The sequence below is a fragment of the Crenalkalicoccus roseus genome, assembly GCF_004761865.1.
Lineage (GTDB): Bacteria > Pseudomonadota > Alphaproteobacteria > Acetobacterales > Acetobacteraceae > Crenalkalicoccus > Crenalkalicoccus roseus.
In genome coordinates this window covers 37,163-56,323 of the sequence record NZ_SJDM01000006.1, presented here as the reverse complement: position 1 = coordinate 56,323, position 19,161 = coordinate 37,163, and the positions used below count along the sequence as shown (strand labels likewise).

Genomic DNA, 19,161 nt, shown 5'->3' with positions numbered 1-19,161 from the left:
CCTCCCGCGCAGCGGAGCAGGCCGCGCGCGGCGGAGCATTGCGGGGGATCAATTATCCCAGGCGCCGCCCCGGGTCACGCCGCCCTTGCGCGCTGGAGCGTCAGCCGGTCTCGGCGATCCGCTCCAGCAGCCGCGCCAGGGCCTCCGGCGCCGTCACCATGGCATCGTGGCCGGTGGCGATCTCCTCCCACCCCCAGCCGGGACGTTCCCGCACCCAGTGCCATACGCGCTCGAGCGGCGCATAGGGCGGATCGGTGCAGGCGATGTAGGTGCGGGGCAGCCCGTTGCCGGGCGGGTTGCGCAGGCGCAGCGGCGTCTCGTAGGCGCCGAGCGGATGGGGCGTCAGGCGCCGCGCCACCCAGGGGGCGAGGGGATGGTCCTCCGGAATCCCGAAGGAGGCGACGGGGGGCGGCGGGATGGCGATGCCCGCGCCCTGTTCGCGGGCCAGTGCCCGCCGCGCCGCCGCCACCTCCGGCGGCACCAGGTCGAAGGGCGCCTGGCCGTCCTCGAGGATGAGGCTGTCGAGATAGACGAGGTGGCGGATGCGCTCCGGCACGCGGTCGGCGGCGCCGGAGATGGCGATGCCGCCGAAGCTGTGGCCGACCAGCACGATGTCGGACAGCTCCTCCGCCTCGACGTGCCCGACGAGGTCGGCGACGAAGGTCTCCGGCGTGATCTGCGCCGAGAGCAGGTGGCGCCGCTCGCCGAGGCCGGTCTGGGTGGGGGTGGTGACGCGGTGGCCCCGGGCGCCGAGCGCCGCCGCCACCTCCCGCCAGCACCAGCCGCCATGCCAGGCGCCGTGCAGCAGCACGAAGGTCCGGGGCCGGCCGGACGGCTCAGCCATGCGCCTTCTCCCGCGCGGGGGCGATCACGGCCCAGGTGGAGGTGACGTGCATCGCGATCTCCTCGCTGCCTTCGGCGCGCAGCAGCACCTCGGCGAACACCATGCGCCGGCCGCGCTTGACGAGCCGCGCCTCGGCGAGCGCCGGGCCGGGACCGACGGGGCGGAGGAAATTCGCCGTCAGCGTCGAGGTGACGCTCTCGTCCTTCCCCCCGGTGACGGAGAGCAGGGCGGCCCAGACCGCCATGTCCGCGAGTCCCATCAGCGCCGGGCCGGAGACGGTGTTGCCGGGGCGGAGCAGGTCGCCGCGCCGCGGCAGGCGCAGCGTGGCGCGTCCCTCCGCGGCGGCGAGCACCTCCACCCCCCAGAGGCGCGCCAGGGGCACGCCCTCGTGCAGGATCGCCTCGATGGCGGCGCGGGAGGGCGCGCTCATCCGCGCCCCGCGAGCACGCGGCCGGTGCAGGGATTGCCGCCCATCCAGTAGCAGAGCTCGGCCGGCCGGCCGATGCGGTAGAGCGCGAGGTCGCAGCGCAGCCCCGGCGCGAGCCGGCCGCGGTCAGAGAGGCCGAGCGCGGCGGCGGCGTGGCGCGTCACGCCGAGCAGCGCCTCGGCGACGGTCAGGCGGAACAGGGTGCAGGCGAGGTTCAGCATCAGCAGCAGGCTCAGCGCGGGGGAGGAACCGGGATTGAGGTCGGTCGCCACCGCCATGCGAAGCCCCGCCGCGCGCATGGCGCCGATGTCCGGGCGGCGTTCCTCGCGCAGGAAGTGGAAGGCGCCGGGCAGCAGCACGGCGACGCTTCCGGCGCGCGCCATGGCGGCGAGCCCCTCCGGATTCGCGTATTCCAGGTGGTCGGCGGACAGTGCGCCGTGGCGGGCGGCGAGCGCGGCGCCGCCGCCGTCGGAAAGCTGGTCGGCGTGCAGCTTCACCGGCAGCCCGGCGGCGCGCGCGGCCTCGAACACCATCTCCGTCTCCTCCGGCGTGAAGGCGATGCGCTCGCAGAAGGCGTCCACCGCGTCCGCCAGCCCCGAGGCGGCGGCGGCGGGGAGGATCTCCTCCGCCACGTGGCGCGCATACTCGGCCCGGCGGCCGGCGAATTCCGGCGGCACGGCATGGGCGGCGAGCAGGGTGGTCGCGACCTCCACCGGATGCTCGGCGGCGAGGCGGCGGGCGACGCGGAGCTGGGCGAGCTCGGCCTCCAGGCTCAGCCCGTAGCCGGACTTGATCTCCACCGTCGTCACCCCCTCCGCCATCAAGCCCACGAGGCGGGGCTCGGCCTCGCGCAGCAGCGCGTCCTCCCCGGCGGCGCGCGTGGCGCGCACGGTGGAGAGGATGCCGCCCCCCGCGCGCGCGATCGCCTCGTAGCTCGCACCGGCGAGGCGCTGCTCGAACTCCGCCGCGCGGTCGCCGGCGAAGACGAGGTGGGTGTGGCAGTCCACCAGCCCGGGCAGGATCCAGGCGCCGTGGCACTCCGTCGCCTGCGCCGCGCGGCCGGGCAGGTCGCGCCGCCGCCCGATCCAGGCGATGCGCCCGTCTTTCGCGGCGATGGCGCCGTCCTCGACGATGCCGAGCGGGTCCTCCGGCGGGCCGTCCATGGTGCAGAGATGCGCCCCGGTCCAGACGCGGTCGAACATCACCCCGCCTCCGCCAGCTCGGCGAACAGGCCGCGCTCGACCAGCGCCTTCACCGCGGCGATGAGGGGGGCCATGACCCGGTCCTCCTCCAGGAAGGGGGCGGCGCCGCGCACCAGCCCGTGGGCGCGCTCGATCGCGGCGCTGCTCTGCAGCGGGCGGTGGAACTCCAGCCCCTGCGCGCCGGCCAGCAGCTCGATCGCCAGGATGCCGGCCAGGTTGTCCGCCATCTCGTGCAGGCGCAGCGCGGCGCCGGTCGCCATGCTGACATGGTCCTCCTGGTTGGCGCTGGTCGGGATGCTGTCCACGCTGCGCGGCGCGGCGAGCGCCCGGTTCTCCGCCACCAGCGCCGCCGCCGTCACCTGCGCCAGCATGAAGCCGCTGTTGAGGCCGCCCTCGCGCACCAGGAAGGCCGGCAGGCCGGAGAGGGCGGGGTCGGTGAGCAGGGCGATGCGCCGCTCGGCGATGGCGCCGAGTTCCGCCAGCGCCAGCGCGATCATGTCGGCGGCGAAGGCCACCGGCTCGGCGTGGAAATTGCCGCCCGAGAGGATCTCGCCCCCCTCCACGACCAGCGGGTTGTCGGTGACGGCGTTCGCCTCCCGCTCCAGCACCTGGCCCGCCTGGCCGAGCAGGTCGAGGCAGGCGCCGGCGACCTGGGGCTGGCAACGCAGGCAGTAGGGGTCCTGCACGCGGGGATCGCCGGTGCGGTGGCTGTCGCGGATGGCGCTGCCGGCGAGCAGCGCGCGCAGCGCGGCGGCGGCGCGGATCTGTCCGGGCTGGCCGCGCAGCGCGTGGATCCGCGGGTCGAAGGGCGTGTCGCTGCCGCGCGCCGCATCCAGGCTCATCGCCCCGGCGACGAGGGCGGTGCGCAGGAGCTTCTCCGCCGCGAACAGCGCGGCGAGCGCGAGCGCGGTGGAGACCTGGGTGCCGTTCAGCAGCGCCAGCCCCTCCTTCGGCCCGAGGGCGAGCGGGGCGAGGCCCGCGCGCGCCATCGCCGCGGGTCCGGCCAGCACCGCCTCGCCGCAGAAGGCCTCGCCCTCGCCGATCAGCACCAGGGCGAGATGGGCGAGGGGGGCGAGGTCGCCGGAGGCGCCGACCGAGCCCTTGGCCGGGATCGCCGGCAGCACCTCGGCGCCGAGCAGCCCGAGCAGCGCCTCCACCACCTCGGGGCGCACGCCGGAGGCGCCGCGCGCGAGCGACAGCGCCTTCAGCGCCAGCACCAGCCGCACCACCGGCGCCGGCAGCAGCGGCCCGGTGCCGGCGGCGTGGCTGCGCAGCAGGTTGCGCTGCAACTGCGCGAGGCGGTCCGGCGCGATGCGGGTGGAGGCGAGCCTGCCGAAGCCGGTGTTCACGCCGTAGATCGGCGCGCCCTCGGCGAGGCGGGCGGCGAGCGCCGCCGCGCCGGCCTCGGTCGCCGCGCGCCAGCCCTCGGGCAGGGCGAGCGGCGCGCCCTCCATCACCGCGCGGAGTTCGGCCAGCGTCGCGGTCATGCGCGCACCATCGGCAGGTCGAGCCCGTGCTCCCGCGCGCAGGCGATGGCGATCTCGTAGCCGGCGTCGGCGTGGCGCATCACGCCGGTGGCGGGGTCGTTCCACAGCACGCGGGCGAGGCGCCGCGCCGCCGCCTCGGTGCCGTCGCAGACGACGACCATGCCCGCATGCTGCGAATAGCCGAGCCCGACCCCGCCGCCATGGTGGATCGAGACCCAGGTGGCGCCGGAGGCGGTGTTGAGCAGCGCGTTGAGCAGCGGCCAGTCGGAGACGGCGTCCGAGCCGTCCCGCATCGCCTCGGTCTCCCGGTTCGGTGAGGCGACGGAGCCGGAATCCAGGTGGTCGCGGCCGATGACGATGGGGCCGATCTCGCCCCGCGCCACCATGTCGTTGAAGGCGAGGCCGAGCCGGTCGCGCTGCCCGAGGCCGACCCAGCAGATGCGCGCCGGCAGGCCCTGGAAGGCGATGCGCGCGCGCGCCATGTCGAGCCAGCGGTGCAGGTGGGGGTCGTCCGGGATCAGCTCCCGCACCTTGTCGTCGGTGCGGCGTATGTCCTCCGGGTCGCCGGAGAGCGCCGCCCAGCGGAACGGGCCGATGCCGCGGCAGAACAGCGGGCGGATGTAGGCCGGCACGAAGCCGGGGAAGCCGAAGGCGCCCGCGAGCCCCTCGTCCTTCGCCATCTGGCGGATGTTGTTGCCGTAGTCGAGCACGGCGCTGCCCATGCGCTGGAAGTCGAGCATCGCCTGCACATGCGCGACCATGCTGCGCCGCGCCGCGGCGGCGACGGCGGCGGGGTCGCGCGCGCGCATCTCCTCCCACTGCGCCAGCGTCCAGTCGGCGGGGAGGTAGCCGTTGGCGGGGTCGTGGGCGCTGGTCTGGTCGGTGACGATGTCGGGGCGGATGCCGCGGCGGACCAGTTCCGGGAACACCTCCGCGGCGTTGCCGAGCAGGCCGACCGAGACGGCCCGGCGCTCCGCGCAGGCGCGGCGGATCATCGCCAGCGCCGTGTCGAGGTCGTCGGCGCGGTGGTCGAGGTATCTCGTCTCCAGCCGCTTCTCGATGCGCGAGGGCTGGCACTCCACCGCCAGCACCGAGGCGCCGGCGAAGACGCCCGCCAGCGGCTGCGCGCCCCCCATGCCGCCGAGGCCCGCGGTGAGGATCCAGCGCCCGGAGAGGTCGCCGCCATAGTGCTGGCGCCCGGCCTCGGCGAAGGTCTCGTAGGTGCCCTGCACGATGCCCTGCGAGCCGATGTAGATCCAGGAGCCGGCCGTCATCTGGCCGTACATCATCAGCCCCTTGCGGTCGAGCTCGTGGAAATGCTCCCAGCTCGCCCAGCGCGGCACCAGGTTGGAGTTGGCGATCAGCACCCGCGGCGCGTCCGGGTGGGTGGCGAACACGCCGACCGGCTTGCCGGACTGCACCAGCAGCGTCTGGTCCTCGGCCAGCCGCTTCAGCACGGAGACGATCGCCTCGTAGCTCGCCCAGTCGCGCGCGGCGCGGCCGATGCCGCCATAGACCACGAGCTCGCCCGGGCGTTCGGCCACCTCGTCGTCGAGGTTGTTCATCAGCATCCGCATCGCCGCCTCCGTGCTCCAGTGGCGGCAGGTGAGGGCGAGGCCGCGCGGGGCGCGGATCGCCGGGGCGTTGCGGAAGCGGGCGGTGTCGGTCACGGCGATCCTCCCTCCGGCCAGGCGCGGTCGAAGAAGCCGGCGATCTCCCCCGCCGCGCGGTCCGGGTCCTCCATGTGCGGGAAGTGGCCGAGCCCTTCGAGCGGGCGGGCGTCGAGCGCGGTGAAGTACTCGCCCATGCGGTCCATCCAGGCGGCGAGGAGGATCGGGTCGCGGTCGCCCCAGCGCACGCAGGTGGGCAGGGCGATGGGCGCGGGCCTCGGCGCCTCGCCGCGCATCACCGCAAGGCGGGCGGCGTTCTGGCTGATGTACCAGTTGAACCCGCCCTGCAGGTTGCCGGGCTTCATGAAATTGTCCACCCACGCCTCCAGCACGCCGTCGAAGGCGCGCGGATTGCCGCCGGACCAGTGGCGCAGGAAATGGCCGATGTAGAGCCGGCAGGCCTCGCGCGAGGAACCGACGAGGGCGGCGGCGAAGTCCTTCTGGTGGAAGGACTGGTACCAGATCTCCTTCAGGTGCGAGGGCTCCGCCCAGCGCCTTCCGATGCCGGGGTAGGGGCAGTCGAAGAAGAACAGGGCGGAGAGGCGCTCCGGCGCCCGCTGCGCCATCGCCTGCGCCACCATGGCGCCGACATCGTGGCCGACCACCCCGGCGCGGCCGATGCCGAGCGCCTCCAGCAGCGCCAGCATGTCCGCCGCGTGCACCTCCGCCCCCGCGCGGTCGGAGGGGCCGGCATCGGGCTTGTCGCTGTCGCCGAAGCCGCGCAGGTCCGGCGCGATCAGGCGGAAGCGGCCGGCGAGGCGGCGCATCACCCCCTCCCAGGTCAGCCAGAATTCCGGCCAGCCATGCAGCAGCAGCAGCGGCCGCCCCTGCCCGGCCTGCGCGACATGCAGGCGGATGCCGGGAAGGGCCACCTCCTCGTGGCGGATCGTGACCTCGGCCATGCTGGACTTCCCTCCGCTGCCCGGCCGATGCTGCGCCCGGCGCGGCCGGGACGGAAGGGACAGGAGCGTGAAGCCGATGCCGAGCTTCTTCGCCGCCGAGGCGCTGCTGCCGGGCGGCTGGGCCCGCGACGTCCGCATCGCCGTGGACGAGGCGGGCCGGATCGCCTCGGTCCGGCCGGGTGCCGCCCCCGAGGGCGCGGAGCGCCTCCCCGGCCTGGTGCTGCCGGGCATTCCCAACCTGCACAGCCACGCCTTCCAGCGCGCCATGGCCGGCGGGGCGGAGCGGCGCAGCCCGGCCGGCCAGGACAGTTTCTGGACCTGGCGGGAGACCATGTACCGCTTCGTCGCCCTGCTCACCCCGGAGGAGGTCGAGGCGGTGGCGGCGCAGCTCTATGTCGAGCTGCTGGAATGGGGCTTCACCGCGGTCTGCGAGTTCCACTACCTGCACCACCAGCCCGACGGCACGCCCTACGCCGACCCGGCGGAGATGGCGCTGCGCCACCTCCAGGCGGCGCGGGCGGCGGGCATCGGCATCACCCTGCTGCCCTGCCTCTACCGCCACGGCGGCATCTTCGGGAAGGAGCCGGCGCCGGGGCAGCGCCGCTTCCTCAACGACCTCGACGGCTTCGCCCGCATCGTGGAGCGCTGCCGGGAGGCGGCGGCGGGGGATGCGCAGGCCGCCATCGGCCTCGCGCCGCACTCGCTGCGCGCGGTGACGCCGGCGATGCTCGCTGCCGTCGCGGCGATGGACGGGCCGATCCACATCCACGCCGCCGAGCAGGCGCGGGAGGTGGAGGAGTGCCTCGCCGCCACCCATGCCCGGCCGGTGGAGTGGCTGCTCGACAACGCACCGGTGGACGGGCGCTGGTGCCTGATCCACGCCACCCACATGGACGCGCAGGAGATCGAGGACCTCGCCGCCTCGGGCGCCGTCGCCGGCCTCTGCCCGAGCACCGAGGCCTCGCTCGGCGACGGCGTGTTCCCGCTGCGGGACTACCTGGCCCAGGGCGGGCGGTTCGGCGTCGGCACCGACAGCCATGTCGGCACCAGCCCGCGCGACGAGCTGCGTCAGCTCGAGACCAGCCAGCGCCTGGCGCTGCGCGAGCGCGCGGTGGCGACCAGCGAGGCGCTGCCGCATCCCGGCCGCCTGCTGGTGGAGGCGGCGCTGGCGGGCGGGGCGCAGGCCGCGGGCCGCCCGCTCGGCGCCATCGCGCCGGGGATGCGCTGCGACCTAGTGGCGCTCGACCCCGAGCACCCGGCGCTGGTCGGGCGCGGCGGCGACGCGCTGCTCGACGCCTGGGTGTTCTCCGGCCAGGGCAACCCGGTGCAGGAGGTGGTCTGCGGCGGGCGGCGGGTGGTGGCGGCGGGGCGCCACGCGCGGCGGGAGGAGGTGGCGGCGGCCTTCCGCCGGACGATGCGCGGCCTGCTGGCGCGGGCGGGGGCGTGACCCGCGCGCCAGGGCTGGCCTAAGAATGGCGCCATGCTCTCCCCCACCGCCGCCCGGGACGGGGCGGCGCGCGCCCTGCTCCGCCGCGAGGCGCGGGCGCTCCGCCTGCCGGTTCTCGCGCCGGTCCTGCTTGGCCTCGCGGCCATCCTCTGCGGCATCGCCGGCGCCTGGCTGGCGGCGCGGCTGCTCGCTGCCGTGCTCGGGCACGGCGCGGCAGGGGCCGGAACGCTGGCCGCCGCCGCCGCGCTCGCCCTGCTCGGCGCCGCGCTGGGCCTGGCGCAGGAGCGGAGCCAGCTCCGCGCCGGGGAGGCGGCGCGCGCCCGGCTGCGTGCGGCCGCCTTCGCCCGCCTGCTCGCCGCCGGCCCGGCCGATGCGCGCGGGGTGGGCGAGAAGGCGGCGCTGGTGGTGGACCGGGTGGAGGCGCTCGACGGCTACTTCGCCCGCTGGCTGCCCGCCGCGCGCCTTGCCCTGCTCGGCCCCGCCCTGGTGGCGCTGGCGGCGGCGCTGGCCGACCCGGCGAGCGGGCTGATCCTGCTGCTCGCCGGGCTGCTGGTGCCGGCGGCGATGGCGGTGACCGGCATCGGGGCGGCGCAGGCCAGCCGGCGGCAATTCGACCAGCTCCAGAACCTCTCGGGGCGCTTCCTCGACCGCATGCGCGGCCTCTCCACCCTGGTGCTGTTCAACCGCCAGGAGGCGGAGGCGGAGGCGCTGGCCCAGGCGGCCGGGGAGCTGCGCCGGCGCACGCTGCGGGTGCTGCGCGTCGCCTTCCTCTCCGTCACCGCGCTCGACCTGCTGGCGGCGGGGGCGCTCGCCCTGGTGGCGCTGCGCCATGCGGCGCTGCTCGGCGGCGTGCCGGCGGGGCACCCCGGCCCGGCGGCGGCGATCTTCACCCTGCTGCTGGTGCCCGCCTTCTTCGCCCCGCTGCGCGGCTTCTCCGCCGCCTACCACGAGCGGCTCTCCGCCGCCGGCGCCGCCGCCGCGCTCGCCCCGCTGCTGGAGGCGGAGCCCGCCCCCGGCCTGCGGCTGGAGGCGCTGCCGCCGCGCGTGGTGGTGACCTTCACCGACGTCCGGCTGAGCTACGACCCGGCCCGCCCTCCGGCACTCGACGGCCTCTCCTTCCGCGCCAATGCCGGGGAGACGCTGGTGCTGTCCGGCCCCTCGGGGGCGGGCAAGAGCAGCGTGCTGCGGCTGCTGATGGGCTTCGTGCGGCCGGATTCCGGGCGTATCGCCATCAACGGCCAGGACGCGACAGCGCTGCGGCCGGAGGAGCTGCGCCGCCTCAGCGCCTATGTCGGCCAGCGCGCCCACCTGTTCCGCGCCTCGATCCGCGAGAACATCCGCTTCGCCCGCCCCGAGGCGACGGATGCCGAGGTGGAGGCGGCGGCGGAGGCGGCGCGCGTCACCGGCTTCGCCGCCGCCCTGCCGCAGGGGCTCGACACCCTGGTCGGCGAGGGCGGCTGGGGCCTCTCCGGCGGGCAGGCGCAGCGCGTGGCGCTGGCCCGCGCCTTCCTGCGCAACGCGCCGCTCGTGCTGCTCGACGAACCGACCGCGCATCTCGATCCGGGCACCGAGGCGGAGGTGCTGGAGAGCCTGCGCCGCCTCTGCCTCGGCCGCACCGCGATCATCGCCAGCCACGCCGCGGCGGCGCGGAGCCTCGGGCGGGTGGTGGAGATGGAGCAGGGTCGGGCGGTCACCGGGCCGCGTGCCGCCAAGGGGGCGGTGTGATGTGGCGCGACCTCGCGCGGGTGCTGCGCCTGTGGCGGCCGCAGGCGGGCTGGCTGCTGCTCGGCCTGGCGATGGCCGCCGCCTCCGCCCTTCTCGGCCTGGCGCTGCTGGCGCTGGCGGGGCAGGGGGTGGCGGCGGCGATCGGCAGCGCCGGCCTCGCCGGGGTGGCGGCGCTGCTCTGGCTGCGCCCGCTGGTGCTGCTGCGCCCGGCGGCGCGCTGGGCCGAGCGGATGCTGACCCACGACGCCGCCTTCCGCGCCCTGGCCGACACCCGCGTCTGGTTCTTCCGCCGCCTGGCCGAGCGGATGCCGGCCGGGATCGGCCTCGCCCGCGCCGGCGACCTGCTCGGGCGGCTGGTCGCCGATGTGGAAGCGCTGGACGGGCTCTACCTGCGCGCCCTGGTGCCGGCCACGGCGGCGCTGGTCTCAGTGCTGGCGGTGACGCTGCTGCTCGGCGCCGTGCCGGCGCTGGCGGCCCTGGTCGCGGCGCCGCTGCTCGCGGCGCTGCTGCTGCCGCTGCTGCTCGCCCCCGGGGCGGCGCGCGCGGCGGCGGACGTGGCCCGCGCCCAGGGGCGGCTGCGCGCGGCGGCGGTGGACCCGCTGACCGGCATCGAGGACACGCTCGCCGCCAATGCCGAGGCGCGGGCCGGGGTGGCGCTGGAGCGGGAGGGCGCGGCGCTGGCGGCAGCGCAGCGCCGCCTCGCCTGGCGCGCCGCCTGGGCCGGCGCAGCGGGGACGGTGCTGGCGCAGGCGGCGCTGCTCGGCGCGCTCGCCTGGGGGCTGGCGGCCGGGTCGGCGGGGGCGGCGATGGCCGCGCTCGCCCTGTTCCTGGCGGTCGCCGCGGCCGAGGCGCTGGGGCTGCTGCCGCGGGCCGGCGCCGCGCTCGCCGCCGCCGCCGCCGGGGCCGGGCGGCTGTTCCAGGCGGCGGACGCGCCGGTGCCGGTGCCCGATCCGGCCGTGCCGGCGGCGGCCCCCGCCGGCCATGCCATCCGGCTGGAGGGGGTGCGGTTCCGCTGGGCGCCGGACCGGCCGCCGGTGTTCGACGGGCTCGACCTCGACATCCCGGAGGGGACGCATCTGGCGCTGCTCGGCCCCTCGGGTGCGGGCAAGTCCAGTCTCGCCGCGCTGCTGCTGAAGCTCGCGGCACCGGAGGCGGGGCGGATCACGCTCGGCGGCGTGCCGCTCGAGGCGCTGGCGGCGGAGGAGGTGCGGGGCCGCATCGCCTGCCTTACCCAGGATGCGCGGCTGTTCGGCGACAGCATCGCCGCCAACCTGCGCATTGCCGCGCCGCTCGCCCCCGACGCGGCGCTGTGGCGGGCGCTCGACCGCGCCGGCATCGGCGGCCTGGTGCGCGCCCTGCCGGAGGGGCTCGCCACCTTCTGCGGCGAGGGGGGCGCGCGCTTCTCCGGCGGGCAGGCGCGGCGGCTGGCGCTGGCGCGCGTGCTGCTCTCCGCCGCGCCGGTGGTGGTGCTCGACGAGCCGACGGCGGGGCTCGATGCGGCGACCGAGCGCGCCTTCCTCGAGACGCTCGGCCAGGTGCTGGCCGGGCGGACGGTGATCCTGATCACCCACCGGCTGGTCGGGGTGGAGCGGCCCTCGCGCATCATGCGGCTGGTGGCGGGGCGGGCGATCCCGGCGACCGGGTGAAGGATGGGGCCGCTTCCGTCCCTCCGCGGCCCGCTCCGCAGGCAATGGACCAGAGCCGTTTCCGCACCTACAGCCGAGTGGAAACACCTCTAGCCGCCTTCGGCACGGTAGAGCGCCTCGAGGGCGAGGCGGCGGGCGGCGTTGCGCGCCAGCGCCTCGATGTCGCGGCGGTCGGTGGTGACGGGGTCCACGGCGAGCCATGCGTTCACGGTGCGGCGCCAGAAGGTGGCGAGGTCGGTCAGCCGGTCGCGCAGCGCCTCCTGCTGGCGGGTGAGGCCGCCGATGTCGTGCAGCAGCGCCTGCCCGTCGAGCGCCGCTGTGGCCTCGCGGGCGAAGCGCGCGGCGGCGAGGCGCGGCCGGTCCACCGCCCCCGCGAGTCGTGCCAGCGCCCGGGCCAGCAGGTCTCCGGCCCAGCGCCGGTCCCCGGCCATGGCGGCGCGCGCCGCCTGCACCGCCCGCTCCATCCCCGCATAGTCGGGCTGCGCGGCGGCGGCGGCCAGCACCTGCGCGTGCAGGTTCGCCAGGCGCTGCAGCCGCCGCGCCAGCGGGGCGATCGCCTCGAGGGCGAAGCCGTCGCGGGTGACGCAGCGCGCCACCGCCTGCTCGATCATGCGCGGGCCGGGCGGGATGCGGCGCAGCGCCGCACACAGCGCCACGCCCTCCTCCCCGGCGATCCGCGACAGGCCGTCCACCAGCGCTGCGGTGGCGGCGTAGAGGTGATGCGGCTCGGGCAGGGTCGGCTCGTCGTCGCGCAGCGGCTCGGGCACGGTGTCGCCGGGGGCGATGGTCTCGCGCAGGCGCAGCGCCGGCGGGACGAGGCGGAGCAGCAGGAAGTCGCGGGTGCCGGGCGCGATGTCGAGGGGAAGGTGCGCGCGCTCGATGTCGAGGAGCAGGCGCATGTGCCCGAGCGGCCGCACCAGCGCGATGCCTCCCCCCGCATCCCGCTCGAAGTGGAGGCCGGGCTCCTGCATCCAGGGGGAGGCGAAATCGAAGCGTTCCGGCGGCCAGCAGGCGGGGCTTTCGGTGCCGGGGAAGCGCACCGGGTCGAAGCGGCGCGGATCCGGCAGGGTCTCGGGGGCGAGGGCGGCGTGCGGCACCCGGCCATGCTGGCGCAGGCCGGTTAACGCCGCCTCTACCGCCAGAGCGCGGCCCGCCCTCCGCGGGAGGGGGCGGGCCGCCGGCCCGGCCGCGGGCTACTGCCCCTTCGGCGGCTCGCCCTGGGCGCCACGGATCGGGATACGGTTGTCCTTCTGCCGCTGCTCGGGCGGGCGGGGCAGCGTCACCTGCAGCACGCCCTTGTCGAAGCTCGCCGTCACCGCGCCCGGATCAGGGGCGAAGGGCAGGCGCAGGCTGCGCTGGAAGCTGCCGTAGCTGCGCTCCTGGATGTGCACGCCCCGCTCGTTCGAGGTCTTCTCCTCCTTCTTCTCGCCGCGCAGGGTCAGCACCTCGCCCTCGAGCGACAGCTCGATGTCCTCCTCCTTCACGCCCGGCAGCTCGGCGGTGAGCTGCAGGCCCTCGGCCGTCTCCCGCACGTCGAGGTTCGGGGCGAAGCCGCCGGGGAAGGCGGCGCGCAGGGCCGGGGCGCCGCGGAACGCGTCCTCCACCACCCGGCCGATCTCCCGCTGGATCTGGGCGAAGGGGTCGTCGCCACGCGTCAGGTCGGAACGCAGGAACCGGGACAACATGAGGCTGCTTCTCCCTTGGCTGGATTGGCCGTGCCGGCGTCCCGCCGGGACGGCGGCAGCACGCTGCGCCCATCCGCGACGGCTTCGCCTTGCGCTGGATCAAATGGGCCCCTTATGCGGGGGATCCAGCGCAGGGTTTTCAGCGACGCGTGAGGGCCGCCGGCCCTGCCGCCGCCGCGCTCCGCGCCGGTTTTCCGCCTCGGACGCCACAGGGAGAGCCAGCCGCTTGTCCGCCCGCCTCCGCCCCGCGCCCCCGCCTCCGGCCAGGTTCCGCGACCCGCTGCGCACCGCGGCCGGGGAGAGGCGGGCCGTGGTCGCGCCGGTGGCCCTGCGCACCCTCTGGGTCAACACCGGCACGCTGTGCAACATCACCTGCCGCAACTGCTACATCGAGAGCAGCCCGCGCAACGACGCCCTGGCCTACATCTCGGCCGCCGAGGTCGCGGCCTTTCTGGACGAGGCCGCGCGCGAGGGGATGCCGGTGGAGGAGGTGGGCTTCACCGGCGGCGAGCCCTTCCTCAACCGCGATCTGCCGGCGATGCTGCGGGACGCCCTCTCGCGCGGCCACCGGGCGCTCGTGCTCACCAACGCGATGAAGCCGATGCGCAACCAGGCCGGGGCGCTCCGCGCCCTGCGCCGCGACTTCGGCACGCGGCTGACGCTGCGCGTCAGCCTCGACCACTACGGGCCGGCGCTGCACGACCGGGAGCGCCAGCCGGGCAGCTTCGCCCAGGCGCTGGAGGGCCTGGCCTGGCTGGCGCGGGAGGGGTTCCGCGTCCATGTCGCCGGCCGCGCCGCCTTCGGGGGCGAGGACGAGGCGTCGCTGCGCGCCGGCTACGCCCGCCTCTTCGCCGCGCACGGCATTCCGGTGGATGCCGCCGATCCGGTGGCGCTGATGCTGTTTCCCGAGATGGACGCGGCGGCGGAGGTGCCGGAGATAACCGAGGCCTGCTGGGGCATGCTCGGCCGCAGCCCCGAGGCGATGATGTGCGCCTCCGCCCGCATGGTGGTGAAGCGGCGCGGCGCCGCGCGCCCGGCGGTGGTGGCCTGCACCCTGATCCCCTACGACCCGCGCTTCGAGCTCGGCGCGACGCTTGCCGGGGCGATGCGGCCGGTGCCGCTCGCCCATCCGCACTGCGCGCGCTTCTGCGTTCTCGGCGGCGCGTCCTGCTCGCGCTGATGCGCGGTTGACAGGCGAGGGGCGCTGCCGGACGTTGCCCTCCCGACCCGCACCGGAGCCGTCATGATCCGCCGCCGCCTTCTCGCCATCCCGCTCCTGCTCGGCCTCGCCGCCTGCCAGGCCCCGTCGCCCCGGATGGCCGAGGCGGGGACAGCGCCGGTCCGCGTGGTGTTCTTCAACCAGGACAGCGCGGCGCTCGACGAGGGGGGCCTCGCCGTGGTGCGGGAGGCGGCCGCCGCCGCCCGCGCGGCGCCCCGCGCTCCGGTCGCCGTGCTCGGCTTCGCCGGGCCCGTGGGCAGCCAGGGCTACAACCAGGCGCTGTCGGACGCCCGCGCCCGCCATGTGGCGGACGAGCTCGTGGCCGCGGGAGTGGAGCCGGCGCGCATCGCCATCCGTCCGCGCGGCCCGGTGCCCTTCGAGCAGATGCCGACCGAGAGCCGGCGGGTGGAGATCCGCATCGGCGGCTGATCCGCCGCTGACGCGCGGCGCCGGGCGTGGCATCACGGGGCCATGCCCGAGTCCATGACCCCTGAGGCGGCCGGCGCCGACCCGGCCGAGGTGCTGCGCCGCGTCTTCGGCCATCCCGGCTTCCGCGGCCTCCAGGCGGAGGTCGTGCGCCACGTGGTGGCGGGCGGGTCGGGCCTCGTGCTGATGCCGACGGGCGGGGGCAAGAGCCTCTGCTACCAGGTGCCAGCGCTGTGCCGCCCCGGCCTCGCCGTCGTGGTCTCGCCGCTGATCGCGCTGATGGAGGACCAGGTGGCGGCCCTGCGCCAGCAGGGGGTCGCCGCCGCCGCGCTGCATTCCGAACTGCCCGAGGAGGCGGGGCGGGAGGTGCGGCGGGACCTCGCCCGCGGCGCGCTCAAGCTGCTCTACGTCTCCCCCGAGCGGCTGACGCTGGAAGCGACCCTGGCGCGCCTCGAAGAGCGGCCGCTCGCCCTCTTCGCGGTGGACGAGGCGCATTGCGTCTCCCAGTGGGGACACCATTTCCGCCCCGAATACCGCGGCCTGGCCGTGCTGGCGGAGCGCTTTCCCGGGGTGCCGCGCCTCGCCCTGACCGCGACCGCCGATCCGCGCACGGTGGAGGACATCCGCGCCCAGCTCGGCCTCCGCGACGCGCCGGTGTTCCGCGGCAGCTTCGACCGGCCGAACATCCTGATCGCCGCCGCGCCGCGCGAGCAGGAGAGGGCGCAGCTCCGCGCCTTCATCCGCCGCGCCGCCGATGGTTCCGGCGCCGGCATCGTCTACTGCGCGACGCGGGCGCGGACCGAGCAGACGGCGCAGTGGCTCCGCGCCGAGGGGCACGACGCGCTCGCCTTCCATGCCGGCATGGATGCGGCGGCCAAGCGGGAGGCGCACCGGCGCTTCGCCCGCGGCGACGCGGTGGTGATGGCGGCGACCGTCGCCTTCGGCATGGGGATAGACCGCCCCGACGTGCGCTGGGTGGCGCATCTCGACCTGCCGCGCAGCCCGGAGAGCTGGTACCAGGAGATCGGCCGCGCCGGGCGCGACGGGCTGCCGGCGCGCGCCCTGCTGCTCTACGGCGCCGGCGACATCGCGCTGGCCCGGCACCGCATCGCCGAAAGCCCGGCGCCGGAGGAGCAGAAGCGCATCGAGCGGCAGCGGCTGGAGGCGATGGTGGCGATCGCCGAGGCCGCCACCTGCCGCCGCCGCATCCTGCTCCGCTGCTTCGGGGAGGAACCGGGGCCGGAAGCCCCCGATCCGGAGCGCTGTGGCCGCTGCGACGTCTGCCTCAACCCGCCGCGCCTCTGGGACGGCACGGTGGCGGCGCAGAAGCTGCTCTCCGCCGTGCTCCGCACCGGCCGGCGCTTCGGCCTCGGGCACGTGGTGGACGTGCTGCGCGGGCGGCACACCGACAAGGTGATCCAGCACGGGCACGACCGCCTGCCGACCTTCGGCGTGGGCACAGAGCTTCCGGACGCGGGCTGGCGCAGCGTCGCCCGCCAGCTCGTGGCGCGGGGCGCGCTCGACGTCGCGGTGGAGGGCCATGGCGAGCTGGTGCCGACCGAGGCGGCGCGGCCGATCCTGCGGGGCGAGGCGCCGGTGATGCTGCGCGAGGACACGCTCGCCGCCGCGCCGGGGCGGAAGGCGGCGAAGGCCGCCACGCCCGGCATGGCGGGCGATGCGCTGTTCGAGGCACTGCGGGCATGGCGGCGGCAGGAGGCCGCCGCGCAGGGCGTGCCCGCCTACGTGATCTTCCAGAACGACACCCTGGCGGAGATCGCCGCCCGCCGGCCGCGCGGCCTCGGCGAGCTGGCGCAGCTTCCGGGCATCGGGCGGAGCAAGCTCGACCGCTACGGCGAGGCGGTGCTGCGCGTGGTGGCGGCCGGGGGCGGCTGACCCGCCGGCCTCATCGCCGGCGCAGCAGGGCGGCCAGGATGCCCCCCAGCGCGGCGATGCCCCAGCCCTTCGAGGGCGGCCGCGGCGGCGGCTCGGGCGCCGCGGGCTTCGGCGCCTGCGGCCTGATCGCGCGCAGGCCGGCCCAGGCGCGGGTGAACTCGGCGCCGAGCAGGAAGATCTGCGTCGAGTAGTAGATCCACAGCAGCACCACCATCAGCGCCCCCGCCGCGCCATAGACGTTGGCGACGGCGGCGCTGCCGAGATACCAGCCGAGCAGCGACTTGCCGATGGTGAAGAGCAGGGCGGTGACCAGCGCGCCGACCAGCACGTCCATCCAGGCCAGGCGCCGGTTCGGCAGCACCTTGTAGATGGCGGCGAAGAGCGCCGTGACCATCAGGAAGGACAGGCCGAAATTGACGAGCGACATCAGCTCCCGCGTCTGCGGCAGCACCGCCGTCGCCCAGGTGGCGAGGGCGGAGAGCACGGTGCTCGCCACCACGGAGGCCATCAGCAGCAGGCCGGTCAGCGCCACCAGGAGGAAGCCGAGCAGCCTGGTGCGGATGATCTGCATGACGGTGTTGCCGGGCGGCGGCGGCGCCCGCCAGATGGCGTCGAGCGCCGCCTGCACCTCGGCGAAGACCACGGTCGAGGTGATGAGCAGCGTGCCCGCGCCGATCAGCGCGGCGAGGTTGCCCTGATCCGGGTTGTAGGCGCTGCGCACCAGCGCCTGCACCGCCTCCGCCCCCCGCGCGCCGAGCAGGTCCTGGAGCTGCTCGGCGATGATGCCCTCCACCGCCTGCTCCCCGTAGGCGAGGCCGGCGATGGCGGTGACGATGACGATGAGCGGGGCGAGGGAGAACATCGAATAGCAGGTGATGGCCGCGCCGCGGGTCATTGCCTCGTCCTCGATGAAGCCCTCGACGGTGGCGCGCAGCAGCGACCAGGTGCGGCGGAGCATGCGGCGGATCTCCCGATGGCGGAACGGCGGGCGCGCCGGCGAAGGTGGACATTATGTTGCGAAATCGACACATAAAGTATAGGCTTGGCTCGGCATAACCGTCAGCGTCAGGAGAGGTCATGCGGCGCCGAAAAGCGCTTCCGACGACAGCCGGTTTCCTCGCGGCCCTGATGAGTCCTGCGCAAACCGTGCACGGGACGGCGACCGACCGGATCATTGCCCTGATCGAGGAGGCGATCCTCGGCGTGCTTCCTGGCTCCGTCCCGTCCTCACGCCCCCGCACCCCCGGCCCACATAGCCGCCGCCGCGCTGCAGGGTGAGCCGGCCGCCATGGCGCGCGTGGCGGAAGGTTACCTCGCCCAGAACGACGTCGCCTCGTTGCGTCAGGCGTTATCCTGGCTGGAGCGGGCGGCGGCGGCCGGCCATGCCGGCGCGGCCGGAGAGGTCGGCCAGGCATATGCCGCCGGCCACGGGGCGCCGCTGGACGCCGAGCGGGCCGTCGCCTGGTGGCGCTATGGCGCCGCGCTGGGTGACGCGCGCTCCATGGCCTGCCTGAGCGCTGCCTACCTCCTCGGCAGGGGGGCGGAGACCGATGTCATCGAGGCGGCCCGGTGGGCGCTGCTGCGGGAGGGGAAGACGCGCGGGCGCAGCCTGCTTCGCCCGACCGCCGCCGAGTTCGAGCGGGCGCTGCCGGCGGCGGAAATGCTGGAGGCGCGGCGAAGGGCGGCGGAAACCCTGGCCATCGCCTTCAAGCCTGTCCAGCTGCCCCGGATGTCGCTGGCCCCGGCTGCCATGCCCGAAGCATCCGCCGCCGTCTCCGCGCCGATGCCGCTCGCCAACGCCGGACGGCACGACCCCTGTCCTCACCCCATCCACCGTGGACCCGCCGGCGCCGATTTGGCCGGCCGCGTGGGGAGCGCAGCCGGTCGCCCTGCCGCGCCCGCCGCAGCCAGGCTCCTCCGCGGGCATCGGCACCGGTGTCGTCATTGCCCGGCCGGGCGTGCTGCTGACCGCCGCGCATGTCGTGCGGGGCTGCACGGACATCGAGGTGCAGGCCGGGCTCGCTCGCCTCGGGGGCGCCGAGGTCCGCGTGACCAACGCCAGGCTCGATCTGGCACTGGTGGTGGTGCCGGGGCTTGAGCGCACGCCCTTGCCTGTCGCAGGAGAAACGCGCCTCGGTGCCGAGGTGGCGGTGATGGGCTTTCCCGGCCAGAGCCTGCAGACGGGGCGGCCGGTCGTCACCATCGGTAACGTCAGCGCCATCGGTCCGGGCAAGGCGGAGGACATCATGCAGTTCAGCGCTCCGGTCCAGGCGGGCAACAGCGGCGGTCCCCTGCTCGACCGGCAGGGTCGGGTGGTCGGCATCGCGATCATGTCCCGCGATGCGCTGCGGGATCTGCTCGCCGGCCTGAACATTCCACAAAACGTGAACTTCGCCGTGGCGCCCGACTCGATCGCCCGCTTCCTGGCCGACCATGGCGTGCCGCAGCCCCGGCGACGCCTGGCGCGCCGGATTTCGCTGCGCTGGTCGAGCAGGTGGAGCGCTCCATCGTGCGCATCGTCTGCCATCGTGGACGCCCTGTGGGCGGCAACGGCGGGTCGCCCGGCGTGAACATCAATGCCGCGCGCT

The 19,161-nt window shown here is 75.9% G+C and carries 16 protein-coding genes; 7 read left to right on the top strand and 9 right to left on the bottom strand.

Annotation, left to right across the window (positions count from 1 at the left end; genetic code table 11):
- Nucleotides 1-100 precede the first annotated feature (100 nt).
- From ET526_RS07450 to ET526_RS07425, 6 genes are read right to left on the bottom strand one after another with little or no spacing between them, the layout of a single operon-like run.
- Nucleotides 101-844, bottom strand: a complete 744-nt coding sequence (locus ET526_RS07450) for an alpha/beta fold hydrolase (RefSeq protein WP_135467061.1) — start codon at nt 842-844, stop codon at nt 101-103.
- Nucleotides 837-1,274 carry a PaaI family thioesterase gene (locus tag ET526_RS07445; protein ID WP_135467060.1) on the bottom strand — a complete coding sequence of 146 codons (438 nt, stop codon included), beginning with the start codon at nt 1,272-1,274 and terminating at the stop codon, nt 837-839. The genes ET526_RS07450 and ET526_RS07445 overlap by 8 nt, the downstream gene beginning before the upstream one ends.
- The gene (gene hutI / locus ET526_RS07440) at nt 1,271-2,473 is read right to left on the bottom strand and encodes an imidazolonepropionase (protein ID WP_135467059.1); all 1,203 of its coding nucleotides are present in this window, start codon (nt 2,471-2,473) and stop codon (nt 1,271-1,273) included. The genes ET526_RS07445 and hutI overlap by 4 nt, the downstream gene beginning before the upstream one ends.
- Nucleotides 2,473-3,960: a histidine ammonia-lyase gene (hutH, locus tag ET526_RS07435; protein WP_135467058.1), complete on the bottom strand. Its 1,488-nt coding sequence runs from the start codon at nt 3,958-3,960 to the stop codon at nt 2,473-2,475. The genes hutI and hutH overlap by 1 nt, the downstream gene beginning before the upstream one ends.
- Nucleotides 3,957-5,630, bottom strand: coding sequence for a urocanate hydratase (hutU, locus tag ET526_RS07430; protein ID WP_135467057.1), 1,674 nt, complete (start codon nt 5,628-5,630; stop codon nt 3,957-3,959). Before hutU ends, hutH begins: the two co-directional genes overlap by 4 nt.
- A complete protein-coding gene (locus tag ET526_RS07425; RefSeq protein ID WP_135467056.1) occupies nt 5,627-6,532 on the bottom strand; it encodes an alpha/beta fold hydrolase in 906 nt (301 codons plus the stop codon). Before ET526_RS07425 ends, hutU begins: the two co-directional genes overlap by 4 nt.
- Before the next feature lie 76 nt (nt 6,533-6,608).
- Here ET526_RS07425 and ET526_RS07420 point away from each other — a divergent pair, with 76 nt between their 5' ends.
- Genes ET526_RS07420 through cydC form a run of 3 tightly spaced genes read left to right on the top strand, consistent with a single transcriptional unit; the run spans nt 6,609 to nt 11,350 of the window.
- Nucleotides 6,609-7,979, top strand: coding sequence for a formimidoylglutamate deiminase (locus ET526_RS07420; RefSeq protein WP_135467055.1), 1,371 nt, complete (start codon nt 6,609-6,611; stop codon nt 7,977-7,979).
- A 33-nt stretch (nt 7,980-8,012) separates the two neighbouring features.
- The gene (gene cydD, locus ET526_RS07415) at nt 8,013-9,704 is read left to right on the top strand and encodes a thiol reductant ABC exporter subunit CydD (RefSeq protein WP_135467054.1); all 1,692 of its coding nucleotides are present in this window, start codon (nt 8,013-8,015) and stop codon (nt 9,702-9,704) included.
- Nucleotides 9,704-11,350 carry a thiol reductant ABC exporter subunit CydC gene (gene cydC, locus ET526_RS07410; protein WP_135467053.1) on the top strand — a complete coding sequence of 549 codons (1,647 nt, stop codon included), beginning with the start codon at nt 9,704-9,706 and terminating at the stop codon, nt 11,348-11,350. The genes cydD and cydC overlap by 1 nt, the downstream gene beginning before the upstream one ends.
- Nucleotides 11,351-11,439: 89 nt before the next feature.
- Here the strand turns inward: cydC and ET526_RS07405 are convergent, their stop codons facing one another.
- Both ET526_RS07405 and ET526_RS07400 read right to left on the bottom strand, forming a co-directional pair.
- Complete coding sequence (locus ET526_RS07405) at nt 11,440-12,447, bottom strand: hypothetical protein (RefSeq protein ID WP_135467052.1); 1,008 nt, start codon at nt 12,445-12,447, stop codon at nt 11,440-11,442.
- Between the two features lie 96 nt (nt 12,448-12,543).
- Entirely contained in the window at nt 12,544-13,035 is a 492-nt protein-coding gene (locus ET526_RS07400) for an Hsp20/alpha crystallin family protein (protein WP_135467051.1), read from the bottom strand.
- A gap of 310 nt (nt 13,036-13,345) precedes the next feature.
- Here ET526_RS07400 and ET526_RS07395 point away from each other — a divergent pair, with 310 nt between their 5' ends.
- From ET526_RS07395 to recQ, 3 genes are all read left to right on the top strand, one after another.
- Entirely contained in the window at nt 13,346-14,215 is an 870-nt protein-coding gene (locus ET526_RS07395) for a radical SAM protein (RefSeq protein WP_240048300.1), read from the top strand.
- Nucleotides 14,216-14,278: 63 nt separating this feature from the next.
- Nucleotides 14,279-14,683, top strand: coding sequence for an OmpA family protein (locus ET526_RS07390; protein WP_135467049.1), 405 nt, complete (start codon nt 14,279-14,281; stop codon nt 14,681-14,683).
- 42 nt (nt 14,684-14,725) lie between these two features.
- Nucleotides 14,726-16,573 (top strand): DNA helicase RecQ, encoded by a 1,848-nt coding sequence (gene recQ, locus ET526_RS07385; protein WP_135467048.1) that lies wholly within the window; start codon nt 14,726-14,728, stop codon nt 16,571-16,573.
- A 10-nt stretch (nt 16,574-16,583) separates the two neighbouring features.
- Here the strand turns inward: recQ and ET526_RS07380 are convergent, their stop codons facing one another.
- A complete protein-coding gene (locus ET526_RS07380) occupies nt 16,584-17,531 on the bottom strand; it encodes a YihY/virulence factor BrkB family protein (protein ID WP_135467047.1) in 948 nt (315 codons plus the stop codon).
- A gap of 877 nt (nt 17,532-18,408) precedes the next feature.
- Here ET526_RS07380 and ET526_RS07375 point away from each other — a divergent pair.
- Nucleotides 18,409-19,143, top strand: coding sequence for a S1 family peptidase (locus ET526_RS07375; RefSeq protein WP_158295519.1), 735 nt, complete (start codon nt 18,409-18,411; stop codon nt 19,141-19,143).
- Nucleotides 19,144-19,161 lie beyond the last annotated feature (18 nt).

Excerpts from the sequence above, each read along its gene's own strand:
- ET526_RS07445 (WP_135467060.1), bottom strand. The coding sequence starts at position 1,274 with ATGAGCGCGCCCTCCCGCGCCGCCATCGAGGCGATCCTGCACGAGGGC.
- ET526_RS07400 (WP_135467051.1), bottom strand. The coding sequence starts at position 13,035 with ATGTTGTCCCGGTTCCTGCGTTCCGACCTGACGCGTGGCGACGACCCC.
- hutH (WP_135467058.1), bottom strand. The coding sequence starts at position 3,960 with ATGACCGCGACGCTGGCCGAACTCCGCGCGGTGATGGAGGGCGCGCCG.
- cydC (WP_135467053.1), top strand. The coding sequence starts at position 9,704 with ATGTGGCGCGACCTCGCGCGGGTGCTGCGCCTGTGGCGGCCGCAGGCG.
- hutI (WP_135467059.1), bottom strand. The coding sequence starts at position 2,473 with ATGTTCGACCGCGTCTGGACCGGGGCGCATCTCTGCACCATGGACGGC.
- ET526_RS07390 (WP_135467049.1), top strand. The coding sequence starts at position 14,279 with ATGATCCGCCGCCGCCTTCTCGCCATCCCGCTCCTGCTCGGCCTCGCC.
- ET526_RS07425 (WP_135467056.1), bottom strand. The coding sequence starts at position 6,532 with ATGGCCGAGGTCACGATCCGCCACGAGGAGGTGGCCCTTCCCGGCATC.
- ET526_RS07420 (WP_135467055.1), top strand. The coding sequence starts at position 6,609 with ATGCCGAGCTTCTTCGCCGCCGAGGCGCTGCTGCCGGGCGGCTGGGCC.
- ET526_RS07450 (WP_135467061.1), bottom strand. The coding sequence starts at position 844 with ATGGCTGAGCCGTCCGGCCGGCCCCGGACCTTCGTGCTGCTGCACGGC.
- ET526_RS07380 (WP_135467047.1), bottom strand. The coding sequence starts at position 17,531 with ATGCTCCGCCGCACCTGGTCGCTGCTGCGCGCCACCGTCGAGGGCTTC.
- recQ (WP_135467048.1), top strand. The coding sequence starts at position 14,726 with ATGCCCGAGTCCATGACCCCTGAGGCGGCCGGCGCCGACCCGGCCGAG.
- cydD (WP_135467054.1), top strand. The coding sequence starts at position 8,013 with ATGCTCTCCCCCACCGCCGCCCGGGACGGGGCGGCGCGCGCCCTGCTC.